The 15,386-nt window shown below is 65.1% G+C and carries 9 protein-coding genes; 6 read left to right on the top strand and 3 right to left on the bottom strand.

What is annotated here, in order from left to right; translation table 11 throughout:
- Window positions 1–4 precede the first annotated feature (4 nt).
- The 3 genes from CUJ90_RS08240 to CUJ90_RS08230 all read right to left on the bottom strand — a co-directional run bounded on the left by CUJ90_RS08240 (window position 5) and on the right by CUJ90_RS08230 (window position 7,865).
- Complete coding sequence (locus CUJ90_RS08240; protein ID WP_083083663.1) at window positions 5–556, bottom strand: penicillin-binding protein activator LpoB; 552 nt, start codon at window positions 554–556, stop codon at window positions 5–7.
- 81 nt (window positions 557–637) lie between these two features.
- The gene (locus tag CUJ90_RS08235) at window positions 638–4,912 is read right to left on the bottom strand and encodes a tetratricopeptide repeat protein (protein ID WP_244219992.1); all 4,275 of its coding nucleotides are present in this window, start codon (window positions 4,910–4,912) and stop codon (window positions 638–640) included.
- The gene (locus CUJ90_RS08230) at window positions 4,902–7,865 is read right to left on the bottom strand and encodes a sugar ABC transporter (RefSeq protein WP_114163481.1); all 2,964 of its coding nucleotides are present in this window, start codon (window positions 7,863–7,865) and stop codon (window positions 4,902–4,904) included. The genes CUJ90_RS08235 and CUJ90_RS08230 overlap by 11 nt, the downstream gene beginning before the upstream one ends.
- Before the next feature lie 965 nt (window positions 7,866–8,830).
- Here CUJ90_RS08230 and CUJ90_RS08225 point away from each other — a divergent pair.
- From CUJ90_RS08225 to CUJ90_RS08200, 6 genes are all read left to right on the top strand, one after another.
- Entirely contained in the window at window positions 8,831–9,928 is a 1,098-nt protein-coding gene (locus tag CUJ90_RS08225; protein ID WP_073432981.1) for an IS5 family transposase, read from the top strand.
- A 277-nt stretch (window positions 9,929–10,205) separates the two neighbouring features.
- Window positions 10,206–11,105: a LysR substrate-binding domain-containing protein gene (locus tag CUJ90_RS08220; protein WP_083083661.1), complete on the top strand. Its 900-nt coding sequence runs from the start codon at window positions 10,206–10,208 to the stop codon at window positions 11,103–11,105.
- Between the two features lie 140 nt (window positions 11,106–11,245).
- Window positions 11,246–11,995: an SDR family NAD(P)-dependent oxidoreductase gene (locus CUJ90_RS08215; protein WP_114162386.1), complete on the top strand. Its 750-nt coding sequence runs from the start codon at window positions 11,246–11,248 to the stop codon at window positions 11,993–11,995.
- A 180-nt stretch (window positions 11,996–12,175) separates the two neighbouring features.
- Entirely contained in the window at window positions 12,176–13,504 is a 1,329-nt protein-coding gene (locus CUJ90_RS08210) for an MFS transporter (RefSeq protein WP_083083659.1), read from the top strand.
- 36 nt (window positions 13,505–13,540) lie between these two features.
- Window positions 13,541–14,386, top strand: coding sequence for a transketolase (locus tag CUJ90_RS08205; RefSeq protein ID WP_114162385.1), 846 nt, complete (start codon window positions 13,541–13,543; stop codon window positions 14,384–14,386).
- A complete protein-coding gene (locus CUJ90_RS08200; RefSeq protein ID WP_114162384.1) occupies window positions 14,383–15,381 on the top strand; it encodes a transketolase family protein in 999 nt (332 codons plus the stop codon). The genes CUJ90_RS08205 and CUJ90_RS08200 overlap by 4 nt, the downstream gene beginning before the upstream one ends.
- Window positions 15,382–15,386 lie beyond the last annotated feature (5 nt).

Here is a 15,386-nt window from a genome sequence, read left to right as displayed (position 1 = left end):
CGCATCAACCGCGCGAGCGCAGCGGCGACAACAGGCTGCCGATCAGCGACGAAGCGACGCTCGCGAGACTCGAACGCGTCCAGCCGCTCTTCGAGCCCGTGGCGCTCCACACGACCTGGCCCGAGGCGACGTCGATCAGTTCGAAGGTGACGCCCGCCACCGGCTCGCCGTCCACGCCGACCTTGTAGCGCCACTCTTCCACCGCGCCGGTCAGCACGTATTTGACGTGCTGCTCGCGCGCCCAGGCGAGTTTCTTCTCGCCGAGCTCGCGCTGCGCGGTGTCGAACATCGCGTTCGCCGACGCATCGACGGGCGCGATCCGCACGTCCGTCAAGCCGTTCGCGCGCAGCGTGTTCGCCGCGATCGCGGCGGCGCTGCTGCCCGCGGCCGGCGTTTCGGTGAAGTTCGCCATCGACACGATCGCCACCGAGTCTTTCACGCCGAGCGCCGGCGAACCCGTTTGACGAATCGAACCGCAGGCGCCGAGCACGAGCGCGGACGCCGCCACCACCGCGGACCATTTGACGAGGCCGCGCCATCTTTTCATGTTGTTCATCGAACCACTCCTCAGTAACGTCGTTATTCATCGCAGGCGTGGTCCGCCTGCGTCGCCAATAGAACGGAAAATCGAACGGAATCAGTAGTACCAGCTATAGCGCGCGCCCAGCACCGTGACCGGCGTGCCGATCTTCGACACGCGCTGGTGTTGCAGGAACACGGCCAGGTGATCGCCGCCGAACACGGTGCCCGCGATACCCACGTTGAACTGCGGCCCCCAGCCCTGTATCGAGTCGTGCAGCAGGCCGACGTCGAAGAAAGGCCGCCAGCGGTGCGTGTACTGTTCGAGCAGATCGTTGCCCGCGCCGAGGAAGAAGCCGTATTGCGTGTAGGTATCGGGCATGAAGTCGCGCGGCGTCGCCGGTTGCAAGGCGACGGGCAACAGCCGCGTGATCAGCGCGTCGGCCTGGCCGCTCGCGCCGTAGCCGCCGTGCGTGATGAGCGCGCGCAGCGTGTAATCCGGGTACTGCGTGCGGATCCGGTAACTCACCTCGCCCGTCGACAGCACGCCGCTGCCCAGATACGTGCGCGCCTGGCTGTAGAAACGATCCGCCTCCACGCTGCCCCTGAACGTGAGGCGCTGCGTCATCCGATACGTGAGGTCGCCGATCAGGTTGTCCTTCATGCCGCCGACCAGCAGCGCCTGGGTTTCGTCGGCGACCTGGTTGCGGCCCGCGCGCAGGCCGAGCGTGAGCGCCGAGTTGCGGCCCACCTCGCCCGCCAGGTCGAGCGTATAGAACGAGGCGGAGGCGACGCGCCGGCCGCCCGTGATCGTGAACGACGTATCGCGCGTGCGCCGCTCGCCGTAGATGTTGAGCCAGCGGTCCACCGAAGGCACGTTGACGAGCTGCGTGATGTCGGTCGAATGCTGGAAATGCTGGACCGCCGTCACGCCGACGAGATAACGCTCGGCGATCTTGCGGCTGCCCGCGAGCGTGGCCTCGACGTAATCGAGCGGATGCTCGACGTAGTTGGTGACGCTCGCGTCGAGCGATTGCGGCCAGTCGAGCGCGGTCTCCGTGACCCGCGTATGCAGTTCGGTGTCCTCGGGCGCGCCGCCGAGCGCGTCGAAGGCAAGCTGCTGCGCGCGGTCGGGATGATCGACGGCGATCGTCGCGTCGATGCGGTCGTAGATCGGCAAGCGCGAGCGCTCCTGGTCGAGCAGGCGCTCCATTTCACCGACATCGTTCTCGGCCAGCGCGATGGTCAGGCGCGCGTCGGCGGGACGCGACAGGCGCTCGGCATACTGCTGCGCGAGCCAGCGCTTCGCCAGCGGATTGCTTTCGTGCGACAGCGCCCATGCGATCGCCACGTCCTTCGCGACCGCGCCGCGCAAGCGTGCGTTTTGCGGCAGATCGGCGCCTTGCATCGGCGCGCCGCCCGGCAGACCCTTCACGTTGCCGATCAGCGTGCGGCGCGTTTGCGCGAGGTCGGCGGGCGTCGCGTGCGCCGACATGAGGTCGTCGAGCAACGCGGCGGAGACGTCGCCGGTGGCGAATTCCGTCGACAGCGTGACGCGCCGGCCGCGCAGATCGGCCGCCGCTTCGGCGTCCCGCGCGAGGCGGCCGCGCGTTGATGTGCTCGGTGTGCTCGGTGTGCTCGGTGTGCTCGGTGTGCTCGACGCGTTCGATGCGTTCGATGCGTTCGATGCGTTCGATGCGTTCGACACGCTCGATGTGCTTGATGCGCTCGTTGCGTTCGACACGCTCCATGTGCTCGACACGCCCAGCGCGCTTGACGCGTTCGACACGCCCGACACTTTCGACGCGCTCGTTGCGTTCGCTGCGCCCGACACACCGGACACGCCGCGCTCTTCCACCAGCCTCGCCTGTTCGCTCTGCAATTGCAGCCACACCTTCTTGCGGATCGTCCACGCGAGCCCCGCGTGACCCGACTGTTCCTGGGCGTCGGCATAGGTCAGCAGCCACAGCGGATCGCGCGACATCATGCCCACCTGGCGGCGCAGATATTCGAGCGCGGCGACCGGCCGGTTCAAGCGCATTTCGGCCGCGGCGAACGGTCCCCACAACGCCGAGCTTTGCGCGGCGCCGCCGCGCCAGCGCTTGAGCGCCGCGCGCAGGTCGGCATCGCTGCCGTAGTCGACGAGCGTCCACAGATAGGCGGCGTTCACGTCGGCGCCCGCGCCCGGCAGATCGACCGCGCGCTTCAGATCGGCGAGCGCGTTTTGGGGCTGGCCGATCAGGCGATAGTATTCGGCGCGCACGCCGAGCAAGGCCGGCGACGCTTCGGCGGTTTTGCGCTCGTCGGGCGTGAGGTTCGCGAGCAGTGTGGCGATGCGGTCCAGCGCCTGGGCGTCGAGGTAGTAATAGATCGCGTCGCGCAACGCACGCGCGCTGTGCTCGCGGTGAAAACGCAATTCGGCGATGCGGCCCGCGTCGATCGGATACGGATCGTAGAAGTCCGTCATTTCGCCGAGGTCCTCGCGCGTGGCCGCGCCGCTCGCGAGCAGGTGACGATACGCTTCGTTGGCGTCGCCGTCGCGTTGCAGCAGGCGCGCGAGTTCCGCGTAGTTGCGCCAGAAGATCGGCTCGCTGTCTTTCGCGCCGGCGCGCGCGGCGCTCAACGCGGCCAGCGATGCGCGATAGTCGCCCTGGCGATACAGCACGCTCGCGGTGCGCAATGCGGCGGTCGCGTCGTTCGGATGACGCGCCTGCACCGCGCGGTAGATCGCGAGCGCCTGGTCGTCATGCCCCGCGCGTTCGGCGAGGCCGCCTATGCGCTGATCGATCGCGTCGCCGTTCGTGTCATTCACGCCGTTCGTGCCATTCACGCCGCGCGGAAGCGAGCGCAGGAAGGCGAGACCATCATCGGGACGGCCGAGGCGTTCATACGTCGCGGTGACGCTATCGACCAGTTTCATATCGCCGGGCGTGGCGCGCGCCTGATGAACCAGCGCGACCAGATACGCTTCGTCGTCGTTGAGCATCGGCGCGATGCGCAGCACGTTGCGCCAGCCGACCGGATCGTTCGACACCTGCGCGTATTCGAGCCACGACTTCAGCGCCAGCGCGGGCTCGCGGTTCCATTCGGCCACCTGCGCGAGACGCTTGACCCACAGCGCGGAACGCGGATCGCGCTGCACCTGTTGCGCGGCGATTTTCTGCGCATTCGGCAGGTCGCCGGATTCGACGAACGCCTGGAATACGGTGTCGGCGATGGCGAGGGTTTGGGGGATCGCCGCGCTGGATGTGCTAGCTGCGCTTGCTTTGTTAGCCACGCCGCCTGCCCTGGCTCCGCTTGCTTGGTCGGCCAGGCTGGCCGCGTTAGTTAAGCTGGCTCCGCTAGCTGCGCTGCCTACACCCGCCACCTCCGCCATAGCCGCGACGCGAACCACACCCGCCGCACCCCGCCCCCGCACATCACCGCGCATCGCCGCGCGCAAACTCGCGAGCGCGAAGCCACCACCCTGCGCCACAGGACCATCCCGATACGCGTACTGCGCAAGCTGCTGCCGCGGCGCGAAATCCCTCGCCCCATCGCGCGGCCCGAGCGACGCATAACGCGCCAGCATCTTCGCGTAGCGATCGACGGCTTGCGGACGATTCGCCGCGCGCGCCAGATTCAGCAACACCACCAGCGTGGCCGGGTCGTCGGCGAGCGTGGCGCCATGCGCGTCCGCCGCCGCGAGCGCTTCGTCCAGCAGATTGCCCGACTGCAATGCGCGCACGCCGGCCACGAAACAACGGCGCTGCTCGTCGCGCGTGCGCGCCGCCGCTTGCTGACGAAACCACGCGTCCGCGGCCGCGCGATAGTCGCCCACTTGCAGCGCGTAACGCGTGATCTGCGTGTCCCACTTCGCGCGGCCATCGGGATCGTGCGCCGACAGCCGCGCGTAAAGCTGCATCGCGAGATCGGGCAAGCCGACGCCGGCCGCGCGCTGCGCGAGCCATTCGAGATCCTTCGGCGCCCATTGCAGCCTGGCCGCCTCTTGCAGATGCGCGCGCAGATCGTTCAACTCGCGGGCGCGCCGCGGATCGTCCTCGGCAATCGCAAAGGTGCGCTGCTCGGCCACGGAAAGACGCAGCATGGTCGCGCCGCGGCGCATGTCGTCGGTGCCGAGCGCATCCATGCGCGCGGCGATCCGCTCGGTATCCGCGGTGCGGCCCAGATACGAATACTGCGCGCCGAGCAGGGACAGGAACTCTTCGTTGTCGGGCCGCACTTTCGACCAGGCTTCCAGATACGCGACGCTCAATTCGCTGGGCGCGCCGACCGACGCCACGCGCTGGCGCAAGCCGCCGCGCGGCGACACGCCGTAGATCGTCAGCAGCACGACGCCCGCCAGCAAACAGACGAGCCAGGTCGGTGCGATACGGGGACGTTTAGCGCTCACAGGCAATCTCGACGGGCTGATAGTTCACCTGCAAACCGGCGGAGGCCGGCGTATCGAAGCGCACGCCCGCGCCGTCGCGCGGGGTGGCGACCGCGCGTCCCGCGACGCTCGCGCTGCAACCGCGCGCGTTGGCGAGCCTGACGAACGGCTGGTAGTAGCCGCCGAATTCGAACGACATGCCGTTGGCGTTGCGCCTGAAATTGCGCACGAAACCGTTGGCTTCGGCGATGTAGGGCAACGCGCCCGCCTTCGCATCGGCCGGCTTGAACGACACGCGCGCCGCGCCGTCCGCGATGTGGATATAGGTGCCGTCCGGACCCGCCGAATAGCCGGTGACGCCGGCCGACGCGCGCAGATCCGGCGCGCTCGACAGCGGCCAGTGCAACTCGCGCACCTCGCCGTTGCCGCGCACGATCCAGTCGCCGCCCGCAGGCTTTCCGGCATCTGCGTTTGCATTTGCATCTGCATCCGCATCGGTCTCGCCACGCACCGCGCGCGCGACCGCGAACGAACGCCAGTCGAGCACCTTCTGCGTGTAGTCGGTCATCTGCACGGGCAGCACGGCTTGCTTGAGCACCGCCGTGAAAATCTGATCGAGCGCGCGCAGCGACGCGACTTTCGTGCCGCTGTACATGTGGTAATACAGATCGATCGGCTTGAAGCGCAACGGCTTGTCCGTCATGTCGAAGGTTTCGAGCACGCGCGTGAAGCCGTAGAACGGGCCGAGCCAGTCGTTCGTGTAGACGTTCTCGTCCTGATTCGGCGCATACACCTGGTACGCGCCCGGCCCCTTGTCGACGCCGATCGGCGCGATGTTGGTCCAACTGCTCGCGCTCTTCGTGATGACGGTGTCGCCGCCGTTCACGTTCGCGACGCCCGCCGCATACACCTTGCGCACGACGAGCGCGGGCGGCTTGCAGTTGCCCGGCCATTGCAGGATGGCCGTCTTCTTGCCCGGCGGCGCGAGACGCGTGTTGATGTAATCGATCGAGCCCGTCACTTCGCGGTCGATGTCGAACGTGTAGTTCGGAATGACCAGCGAAAACGCGGTGTCGCCGCCGCCGCGGTCCACGCGCTCGCCGGTCTTCGCGTCCACGCTGCCCCAGTCGAACGGATGCGAGTACGTGTGCGTGCCGATCGCCACATACGGCAGCGCGAACATCTTGCGCGCGATCTCTTCCAGACGCGGCGAGATTTTCGGATAGAGGCCGGTCGGCCCGACTTCGCCCTCGATCACCGAAAGCGTCATCGGCACCTTGTAGCGCGTGAAAATCTGCTGGTACAGCGCTTCGCCCGAGTAGTCCGCGCCGGGAAATTCGGCGCGCGACGCGAACCCGTCGCCGTCGACGTGCGACATGAAAAGACGCCGCCCGTTCTCCGTCGTCACGCTCGGCGACGGCATGCGCTGCAGGCGCAACGCGGCGGTGAGGAACGAGATCGGTTGAATCGCCCAGCGTTCCTGGTCGATGCCGTTGAGCGAGACGACCGTGTACGGGCTCATCGCGAAGCCGCCCCACGGCGTGATCGCGATCGGGTCGAGGGTCGCCTGGCCGCTCGTCACGCGCAGCAGCGGCCGGCTCGCCGCGCCGACCCGCACGCCCGTCAGATCGCGTGGGCCGAGCTTCGGATCGATCTCGAAGCCGACCATCGGATCGCGCGAGACCACCTCCACCTTGTCGCTGAACGGACCCGGCACCGCTTGCAGATCGAGCGCGCGTCCTTCGTCCTCGGCCGCGTCGAAACCGAACTGGCCGAGAAACGCGACGGGCACGTGCGACGCGATCCGCGCATCCACCCATGCGCGCCATACCGCGCTGTCCTGCGTGCCGCTGCCCTGCAACCACGCGACGACGCCGGCATAGCGGTCGGGCGTGATGTCGCCGGGGAGCGTGTCGTTGACGTTCGCGTACTCGACGTCGTAGCCGAGATAGTTCAGCGGGGTCGCCAGATCGCGCACGCCAGGGGTTTCGTCGAGCAGCAGATCGTCGCCCGTGTCCTGCACGACGAGCACCTTGCGCGGCAGCACCTCGATCGCGCCGATGCCGACCACGCCGCGCGCCACGTCGGTCACGTAGGGCGTGACGCCGGTCGCCGCCACCTGCGTGGCCGTGTTGCGGGCGCAGGCGCGATCGTCCGCGGGGCAGTATTCGATCGACACCACCGGCACGCCGGTCTGCTGCATAAATGCTTGCGCGCCGGCGACGCGCGCCGCGCGCTCGTCCGCGGACACGACGGTCTGCAACGCGCCGTTCGCGCTCACGCCGCTGACGAGCGACGGACCGGCCACCGCGTACACCGCGTTGGCATGCGGCATCGCGAGTTGCAGCGCGTCGGCGCCGCCGATCACGAGGCGCGCGTCGGGATGCGCCGCGTGTATCGCGTCGATGGCGGCAATGGCGTTCGGCGTGTCGAGCAGGAAGCCGCGAAAACCGCGCTGCCACAGCGGCTCGATCTGGCTCGCGACGAAGGCGGCCGGCGTGCCTGCGGCGGCATCCGCATGCGTGCGCGCGAGCCATGCGGTATGGCGCAACGGATGCGCGGACGGATCGAAACCCTGCGCGGGATCGACGACGACGGCGTCGAAGGCCTGCAACAGATCGACCGGCACGTTGGCGCCGTCGAAGAATGCGAGGTTGACTGATGGCGCGCGATGCGGTTCGGTCGCTTGCGCTTTGGCTTGCGGTTGCGGTTGCGGTTGCGGTTGCGGTTGCGGTTGCGGTTGCGGTTGCGCGGACAACGGCGCGGGTTGCGGTTGCGGCTGCGCTTGTGCCGGCTGAGCGATCGCATTCGCGCCGCCCAAAGCGAGCACCGCGACAACCGCGCGGCTCAAGGCGCGCATGACGAAGCGTGGACGGGCCGTTTTCCGCTCTTGCCGCGACGGCCCCGACATGTTCCGAGGTGCATCGCAAAGCGCCGGCCGTGCTTCGAATATCGTTTGAATCCCCAAGGTCATGTGATTTCTTCTTCGGTTTTATTGCTTTTACCGATCCGCGTCGAACACGGCCGCCATCGCCCATCTACCCGTTAATGAGCGCCTTTCGTCCAGGCAGCGCATTCTAATAGCTCTTTTTTTCAAGCGCACCACTATTCTGTGGTTGAAAGCATGGCGTTGAGATCGTCAAAACCAGGCAAACTTTAATAACCTGCTGACTATTTCCAGCAAACAGAACCTCGCAAACGTTTTACCGTTGCGAGCGGCAATGTTTAAGCAAGCCATGGATTTGACAAAAGTTAACGGAGCTGAAAGCATTTGAAATTTTTGGCGGGCGGTCGTGCAAAGCGTGCGGTGCGCAATCCAATTGCAAGGTTCGCGGATCGGCGAAAAAACGTGCATAAAAGCGAAACTCCCGCCGCCTGGGTGGGCCGTTGACGGGACTTTCCGTCGCCTAGCAAGAGCGAAGCGCGGTGGGCCGTGGCTCGGCTATTCTTACCTCCCGCTATCGAGCTGAATCGTTTTCAGGCAATAATTGCCTGAAACCTGGGCAATAAAGCGCGATTTTCCGTAGGCTCTAATGAGACATGGCGCGGGCCGATCGCCCCAATACTTTCTGATCCGCGCTCCTTCTAAAAGCTTTCCGCTTCATAAATTAATTTTGTTTTCGCGCACTGCGCCGGATCGCTTCGCTCTGCCCTTGGACTTCGCAAATTCTGGTGTTTTTCGAATGACGCGATAAAGCCCAAAAAACATGATTAGAGGGATAAACGTTAAATTTTGGCGGGATTTTCGCCGCTCCTCGGCCGACCGGCCAAACATAATAAAAAACCCGCAAAACGTTTGCGGGATTCCAAAGCCAGCCCATCGTCATCCAATCGGACCAAGCGAGCGGCACTAGCAGGCTGCTGAAGTATCGGCGGTAATGTCATCGCTGAAGGCCCCTGAAGCGTTGATGGAAGACCCCCACTTGCCCCTTGGAGATCATGCGCGGCGCCGACACATTCACCGAGAGTTTGTTTTCCATGCGCAAGCTGGACGACTTCGTTCCGAAGTCGCATCCGTTGCGTTCGATCCGGGTGATGGCGAACGAAGCACTGGTGAAGATGGATCGGTTGTTTGCCGGGATGTACGAGGCCGACCTCAAGGGTGGGCGGCCGAGCATCGCGCCGGAGAAGTTGCTGCGAGCCATGCTGATCCAGGTGCTCTACAGCATCCGCTCGGAGCGCCAATTGATGGATCAGGTGCAATACAACCTGCTGTTTCGCTGGTTCATCGGCCTGGCGATGGATGACGAGGTTTGGGTACCGACGGTCTTCACGAAGAACCGCGAACGCCTGATCAAGCATGATGCGGTGATCGAATTCTTCAACGAAGTGGTGGCGATCGCTGAGAAGAAGTGCCTGCTCTCGGGAGAGCACTTCAGCGTGGACGGCACGCTGATCCAGGCGTGGGCGGGGCACAAGAGCTTCGTGCCCAAGGACAGTGACGATCAGGACAGCGACGGCGGCAACGCAGGCGACTTTAAAGGCGAGAAGCGCAGCAACGAGACGCATGAGTCCCGGACCGATCCCGATGCACGGCTCTATCGCAAAGGCAATACGGCCAGCGAATTGCGTTACATGGGCCACACGCTGACCGACAATCGACATGGTCTGGTGGTCAACGCGTGCGTGACGCGCGCTGACGGGCACGCCGAGCGCGAAGCGGCCAAGGTCATGATCAACGACGCGCGGCAAGCGGCAGAAGATGCGAGCGCAGAAATCACGCTGGGCGCAGACAAGGGTTACGACGCACAGGAATTCATCGAGGCGTGCCAGCAGATGAAGGTCACACCGCACGTTGCGCAAAACACCTCGGGGCGGCGTTCATCCGTGCCCGATACCATTGCCTCGAGCGTGGGCTACGCCATTTCGCAGCAAAAGCGCAAGTTGATCGAACAAGGCTTCGGGTGGGCCAAGACCGTGGGGCGCATGCGCCAGGTGGTGGTGCGCGGGTTGAAGAAAGTGGACCAGATGTTCGTGTTGAACATGGCTGCCTACAACCTCGTGCGCATGCGCTCACTGACACAAGTCCGTCTGTAGCAGCGAAAAACGCGGCAATGAAGCCAGAAATTGGCCTCAAACTGCCGAACAAGCGTGGAATTCACGTTGAAATTGCACAATGCGATAAACCTTGTGGCGAGAGCCGCGTAAGTGCAGAAAGGCTGCTTCTGTCGGACTGTATTTCAGCAGCCTGCTAGCGGCTCGCGCCTCGGGCAAACTCGCCCCGCATCGATCGCGCTTCGGGAGCGAAAAACGGATAATGCATGTCAAGCCGCTTTCATTCGCCTGCCCTTCACCCGCAACCGAAAAATTCCCCATGCGTATCCCACCGCTCAAGGCGATCATCGCGTTCGAAAGCGTGGCCCGAACCAAAAGCGTGAATCGCGCGGCCGAGGAACTGGGCCTGACCGCTTCGGCGGTGAGCCATCAACTCAGCAATCTGGAGTCGATCATCGGCCAGCCGCTGTTTCAGCGGTCCGGGCGCGGCCTCGTGCTCACGCCGACCGGCGAGCGCTATCTCTCCGATGTAACCGGATCGCTGGCCGATCTCAGCCGCGCGACCGAACGCGCGTCCAGCCGCAAGGAAGTGGACATCCTGCGCGTGCATTCGAGCCCGAGCTTCGGCCTCATGTGGCTGCTTCCGCGGCTGTCGTCCTTTCAGGAGGCGAACGGCGACATCCAGCTCAATCTGGCCTGCTCGTACGAGAACGTGTCTTTCTCGAACGGCTACTACGACATCGACATCCGTCACGGCTATGGCAACTGGAGCAATCTGGAAGTGAAAACCATCCGGGGCGAGTTCATTGCCCCGCTGGCCGCGCCGAAGTATCTCGAACGGCATCCCGTGAACGCGCCGGCGGATCTGCTGGCGCATCGTCTGATCTATTCGGAAACGCCGCTCGTCCAGTGGAAGCAATGGTTCGGCAGAACAGGCGTGTCCGCGCCTCAAAAGACGTTCGATTTTTCTTTCGACCGCTCGTACATGTCGATCGAAACGGCGGCGCTCGGCCTCGGCATCGCGCTCGAAAGCCTCATGCTCGCATCGGTGAAAATCAGGGACGGCCTGCTCGTCCCAGTGTTCGACGATAGCTGCGCGGTCGAGGTCGGCGCGCACCACCTGGTTTACCCGAAGCAAAACGCGGAACTGCCGCGCGTCGAGCGGTTTCTTGCGTGGATGGAGCGCGAGGCCGCCGCCTCTTCCGCGGCTCGGCGATAGTCGGAGCGCTTCGCGCCCGCCACAGTCGACACACCTGAATACCTGAATTTTTCTCAGCCATTGTTGAGCGTTTCCGCGTTGATGCCGCCGGCCCGCGAGCCGACACTTCAGGCATCAAATCAACACTCAGGAGACAAGCGATGTTGCTGGAGAACAAAATCATCATGGTGACGGGCGCGGCATCGCCCCGCGGTATCGGCAAGGCAACCGCGAAAGCGCTTGCCGCCCAGGGGGCGCAGGTGGTGATCCTCGATCTGCGCGAGGAGGACGCGCAGGCGGCGGCCGCCGACCTCGGCGCGCAACACCTCGGACTCGCGTGCGACGTGACCGACAAGGCCGCCTGCGTCGCGGCCGCGCGCGCCACGCTGGAGCGCTATGGCCGGATCGACGGGCTCGTCAACAATGCCGGCATCACGCAGCCGGTTCGCACGCTGGAGATCGGCGGCAAGGACTTCGACGCGATCGTCGACGTCAATCTGCGCGGCACGCTCTATATGTCGCAAGCCGTGATTCCCGCGATGAAGGAGCAGAACGGCGGCAGCATCGTCTGCATGTCGTCGGTGTCGGCGCAGCGCGGCGGCGGCATCTTCGGCGGCCCGCACTACAGCGCCGCGAAGGCCGGCGTCCTCGGACTCGCCAAGGCGATGGCGCGCGAGTTCGGCCCGAACCGCATTCGCGTCAATTCCATCACGCCGGGTCTGATTCAGACCGACATCACGGGCGACAAGCTCACGCCGGAGATGCGCGTCGAGATCATCAAGGGCATTCCGCTCGGACGCCTCGGCGACGCCGCCGATGTCGCGAACGCTTGCCTGTTTCTGGTGAGCGACCTGTCGAGTTACCTGACGGGTGTCACACTCGATGTGAACGGCGGCATGCTGATTCACTAAATCACTAAATAGCGCCGCGTTTTTGCGCGGCTTGGGTTCGCGTGCACCTGGGACAACCCGGGGCCGTGGCAGCTTGGCATGGGATCGGAGTAAGCGCTAAAGCGCTAACTCTCGTCGACCGCGAAGCATGGGATCGGAGTAAGGCGCTAAAGCGCCAACTCCGATCGACAGGAGACAACCATGAAATCCAGATACAGCGCGCCGCCCGTCACGGGCGATGCGATTCCCCGTAGCGACTCGCCGACGTTCGAAGCCAAAACCTACGCCAAGGTCAGCCGCCGGCTCATTCCGTTTCTGATGCTGTGCTATCTCGGCGCCTATCTCGATCGCGTCAACGTCGGCTTCGCAAAGCTGCAAATGCTGAGCGACCTGCGCTTCAGCGAAACGGTGTACGGCATGGGCGCCGGCATCTTCTTTCTCGGGTACTTCCTCTTCGAGGTGCCGAGCAATCTGATTCTTCACAAGGTCGGCGCGCGCCGCTGGCTCGCCCGCATCATGCTCACGTGGGCGGTGATTTCAGCGAGCTTCGTGTTCGTCAAATCGCCAACCGTCTTCTACGTGCTGCGCTTTCTTCTCGGCGTCGCGGAAGCGGGCTTCGCGCCCGGCGTCATCCTCTATATGACGTACTGGTTTCCCTCCGCGCGCCGCGCGAAAGCACTGTCGCTGTTCTTCATGGCGATTCCGCTCGCGGGCATCATCGGCGGCCCGCTGTCGGGCCTCATCATGCACTCGCTGCAAGGCGTCTATTCGATGGCCGGCTGGAAGTGGCTGTTCCTGCTCGAAGCACTGCCGTCGCTGGTACTCGGCGTGGCGATCCTGCTGTATCTCGACGACGGCATCGCCCACGCGAAATGGCTCACCGATACCGAGAAGGCGCTGCTCGCGCGCAACGTCGCCGGCGACAACGCGCACAAGACCGCGCATCTGTCGATCAAGGCCTTCATCGGCGACCGCCGTTTGTGGCTGATGGCGGCAATCTACTTCTGCGTCGTGCTCGGTCAGTACGGACTGACATTCTGGCTGCCCACCATCATTCGCAAGTCCGGCGTCGCGGACCCGCTGTGGGTCGGCATCTTCACCGCGATTCCGTATCTGTGCGCGATCGTCGCGCTGCCGCTGGTCGGCATGAGCGCGGACCGCTTTCATGAGCGCCGCCTGCATCTGGCGATTCCGATGCTGATCGCCGCCGCGGGTTTCGCCACGCTGCCGCTGCTCGGCAGTGTCGCGGCGTCGATCGTCTGCCTGAGCATCGCCGCGGCCGGCATCCTCGCGTCGTCATCGCAGTTCTGGTCCCTGCCGACCGCGCTCCTCGGCGGCATCTCCGCCGCGGCGGGCATTGCGGCCGTGAACTGCTTCGCCAATCTGGCCGGGTTCTTCTCGCCCGCGATCGTCGGCTGGCTCAACGATCTCACCGGCAAATCCACCGCGGGCCTCATCTTCATCTCGATCGCGGTGACGCTGGGCGCCCTGCTCGTGTTCCTCGTGCCGGCCAGGTCCGTCAACCGCTGAAAGACCGGACATCTCTCGATACCAAAGGAGTCGTACATGGACAACGCAACCCTTACAGAGGACGCCACGCTCGCCGAGCGCGCGTACCGCATCCGCAGAAACGCGCTGCTGATGGGTGAAGTACAGGGCCAGGGCTATATCGGCCAGGCACTCGACATCGCGGACGTGCTGGCCGTCGCCTATTTCGGCGCCATGCGCTACCGCCCCGACGATCCCGCATGGGACGAACGCGACCGCTTCCTGCTGTCGAACGGGCATTACGCGATTGCGCTGTACGCCGCGCTCTTCGAAGCCGGCATTCTGCCCGCCGACGAACTCGAAACCTACGGCAGCGACGACAGCCGTCTGCCGATGTCGGGCATGGCGAGCTACACGCCCGGCATGGAAATGTCCGGCGGCTCGCTCGGCCAGGGCCTGACGATCGCGGTGGGCCGCTGCCTCGGTCTGAAACACAGGGGCTCGGATGCGTTCGTCTACACGCTTTTCTCCGACGGCGAACTCGACGAAGGCGCGATCTGGGAAGGGCTGATGTCCGCCGCGCACTGGAAGCTCGACAACCTCATCGCCATCGTCGACGTGAACAACCAGCAGGCCGACGGTCCCTCGACGCAGGTCATGGCGTTCGAGCCGCTGGTCGACAAGCTCGAAGCGTTCGGCTGGTACACGCAGCGCGTGAACGGCAACGACATCGACGCAGTGAAGCGCGCGTTCGATAGCGCCCGCCGTCACGACAAGCCGCAACCGCGCATCATCGTCTGCGATACGAAGATGGGCTGCGGCGTGCCGTTCCTCGAGGAACGCGAGAAGAACCATTTCATCCGCGTCGATGCGCACGAGTGGCAACTCGCGCTCGACGCACTCGAAGCCGGGAGACAAGCATGAGCACGATCCAGAACAAGCCGCGCCTGAAAACCTCCGCGATGATCGCGTCGATCGCGGGCGAAGGCCAGCTCACGCGCTCCGCCCCGTTCGGCCACGCGCTCGCCGAACTGGCGCGCACCAAAACGAACGTGATCGGCATGACGGCCGACCTCGGCAAGTACACCGACCTGCACATCTTCGCGAAGGAATTTCCGGCGCGCTACTACCAGATGGGCATGGCCGAGCAGTTGCTGATGGGCGCGGCGGCCGGCTTCGCGCATGAAGGCGCGCAACCGTTCGTCACGACGTATGCGGTGTTCGCGACGCGCCGCGCGTATGACTTCATCCATCAGGCGATCGCCGAGGACAACCTCGACGTGAAGATCGTCTGCGCGCTGCCGGGGCTCACCACGGGCTACGGCCCGAGCCACCAGGCCGCCGAGGACCTCGCGCTGATGCGCGCGATGCCGAACATGACCGTGATCGATCCGTGCGACGCGCTCGACATCGAGCAGATGGTGCCGGCGATCGCCGCGCACGACGGCCCCGTCTATGCGCGCCTGTTGCGCGGCAACGTGCCCGCCGTGCTCGACGAATACGACTATCGTTTCGAACTCGGCAAGGCGAAGCTGCTGCGCGACGGCAACGACGTGCTGCTGATCTCGTCCGGGATCATGACGATGCGCTCGCTGGAAGTCGCGAAAGCGCTCGAAGCGGACAACGTCGGCGTGGGCGTGCTGCACGTGCCGACCATCAAGCCGCTCGATACGGCGACGATCCTGCGCGAAGCGAAACGCACGGGCCGCATGGTGGTCGTGGCCGAAAACCATACGGTGATCGGCGGGCTCGGCGAAGCCGTGGCGGGCACGCTGCTCGGCGCGGGCGTCACGCCCGCGTTCCGGCAGATCGCGCTGCCGGACGCGTTCCTCGCCGCCGGCGCGCTGCCCACGCTGCACGACCGCTATGGCATCTCGACCGGCACGATGGCCGCCACGATCAAAACGTGGCTGGCCTGAGCGAG

It is taken from the genome of Paraburkholderia terricola, assembly GCF_003330825.1.
Classification (GTDB): Bacteria; Pseudomonadota; Gammaproteobacteria; order Burkholderiales; family Burkholderiaceae; genus Paraburkholderia; species Paraburkholderia terricola.
The sequence above is the reverse complement of the archived record's forward strand: the minus strand, read 5'-3'. Positions and strand labels throughout refer to the sequence as shown.

Coding starts and splice junctions, on each gene's coding strand:
- CUJ90_RS08220 (WP_083083661.1), top strand. CDS start 10,206: ATGCGTATCCCACCGCTCAAGGCGATCATCGCGTTCGAAAGCGTGGCC.
- CUJ90_RS08225 (WP_073432981.1), top strand. CDS start 8,831: ATGCGCGGCGCCGACACATTCACCGAGAGTTTGTTTTCCATGCGCAAG.
- CUJ90_RS08240 (WP_083083663.1), bottom strand. CDS start 556: ATGAACAACATGAAAAGATGGCGCGGCCTCGTCAAATGGTCCGCGGTG.
- CUJ90_RS08230 (WP_114163481.1), bottom strand. CDS start 7,865: ATGACCTTGGGGATTCAAACGATATTCGAAGCACGGCCGGCGCTTTGC.
- CUJ90_RS08210 (WP_083083659.1), top strand. CDS start 12,176: ATGAAATCCAGATACAGCGCGCCGCCCGTCACGGGCGATGCGATTCCC.
- CUJ90_RS08205 (WP_114162385.1), top strand. CDS start 13,541: ATGGACAACGCAACCCTTACAGAGGACGCCACGCTCGCCGAGCGCGCG.
- CUJ90_RS08200 (WP_114162384.1), top strand. CDS start 14,383: ATGAGCACGATCCAGAACAAGCCGCGCCTGAAAACCTCCGCGATGATC.
- CUJ90_RS08215 (WP_114162386.1), top strand. CDS start 11,246: ATGTTGCTGGAGAACAAAATCATCATGGTGACGGGCGCGGCATCGCCC.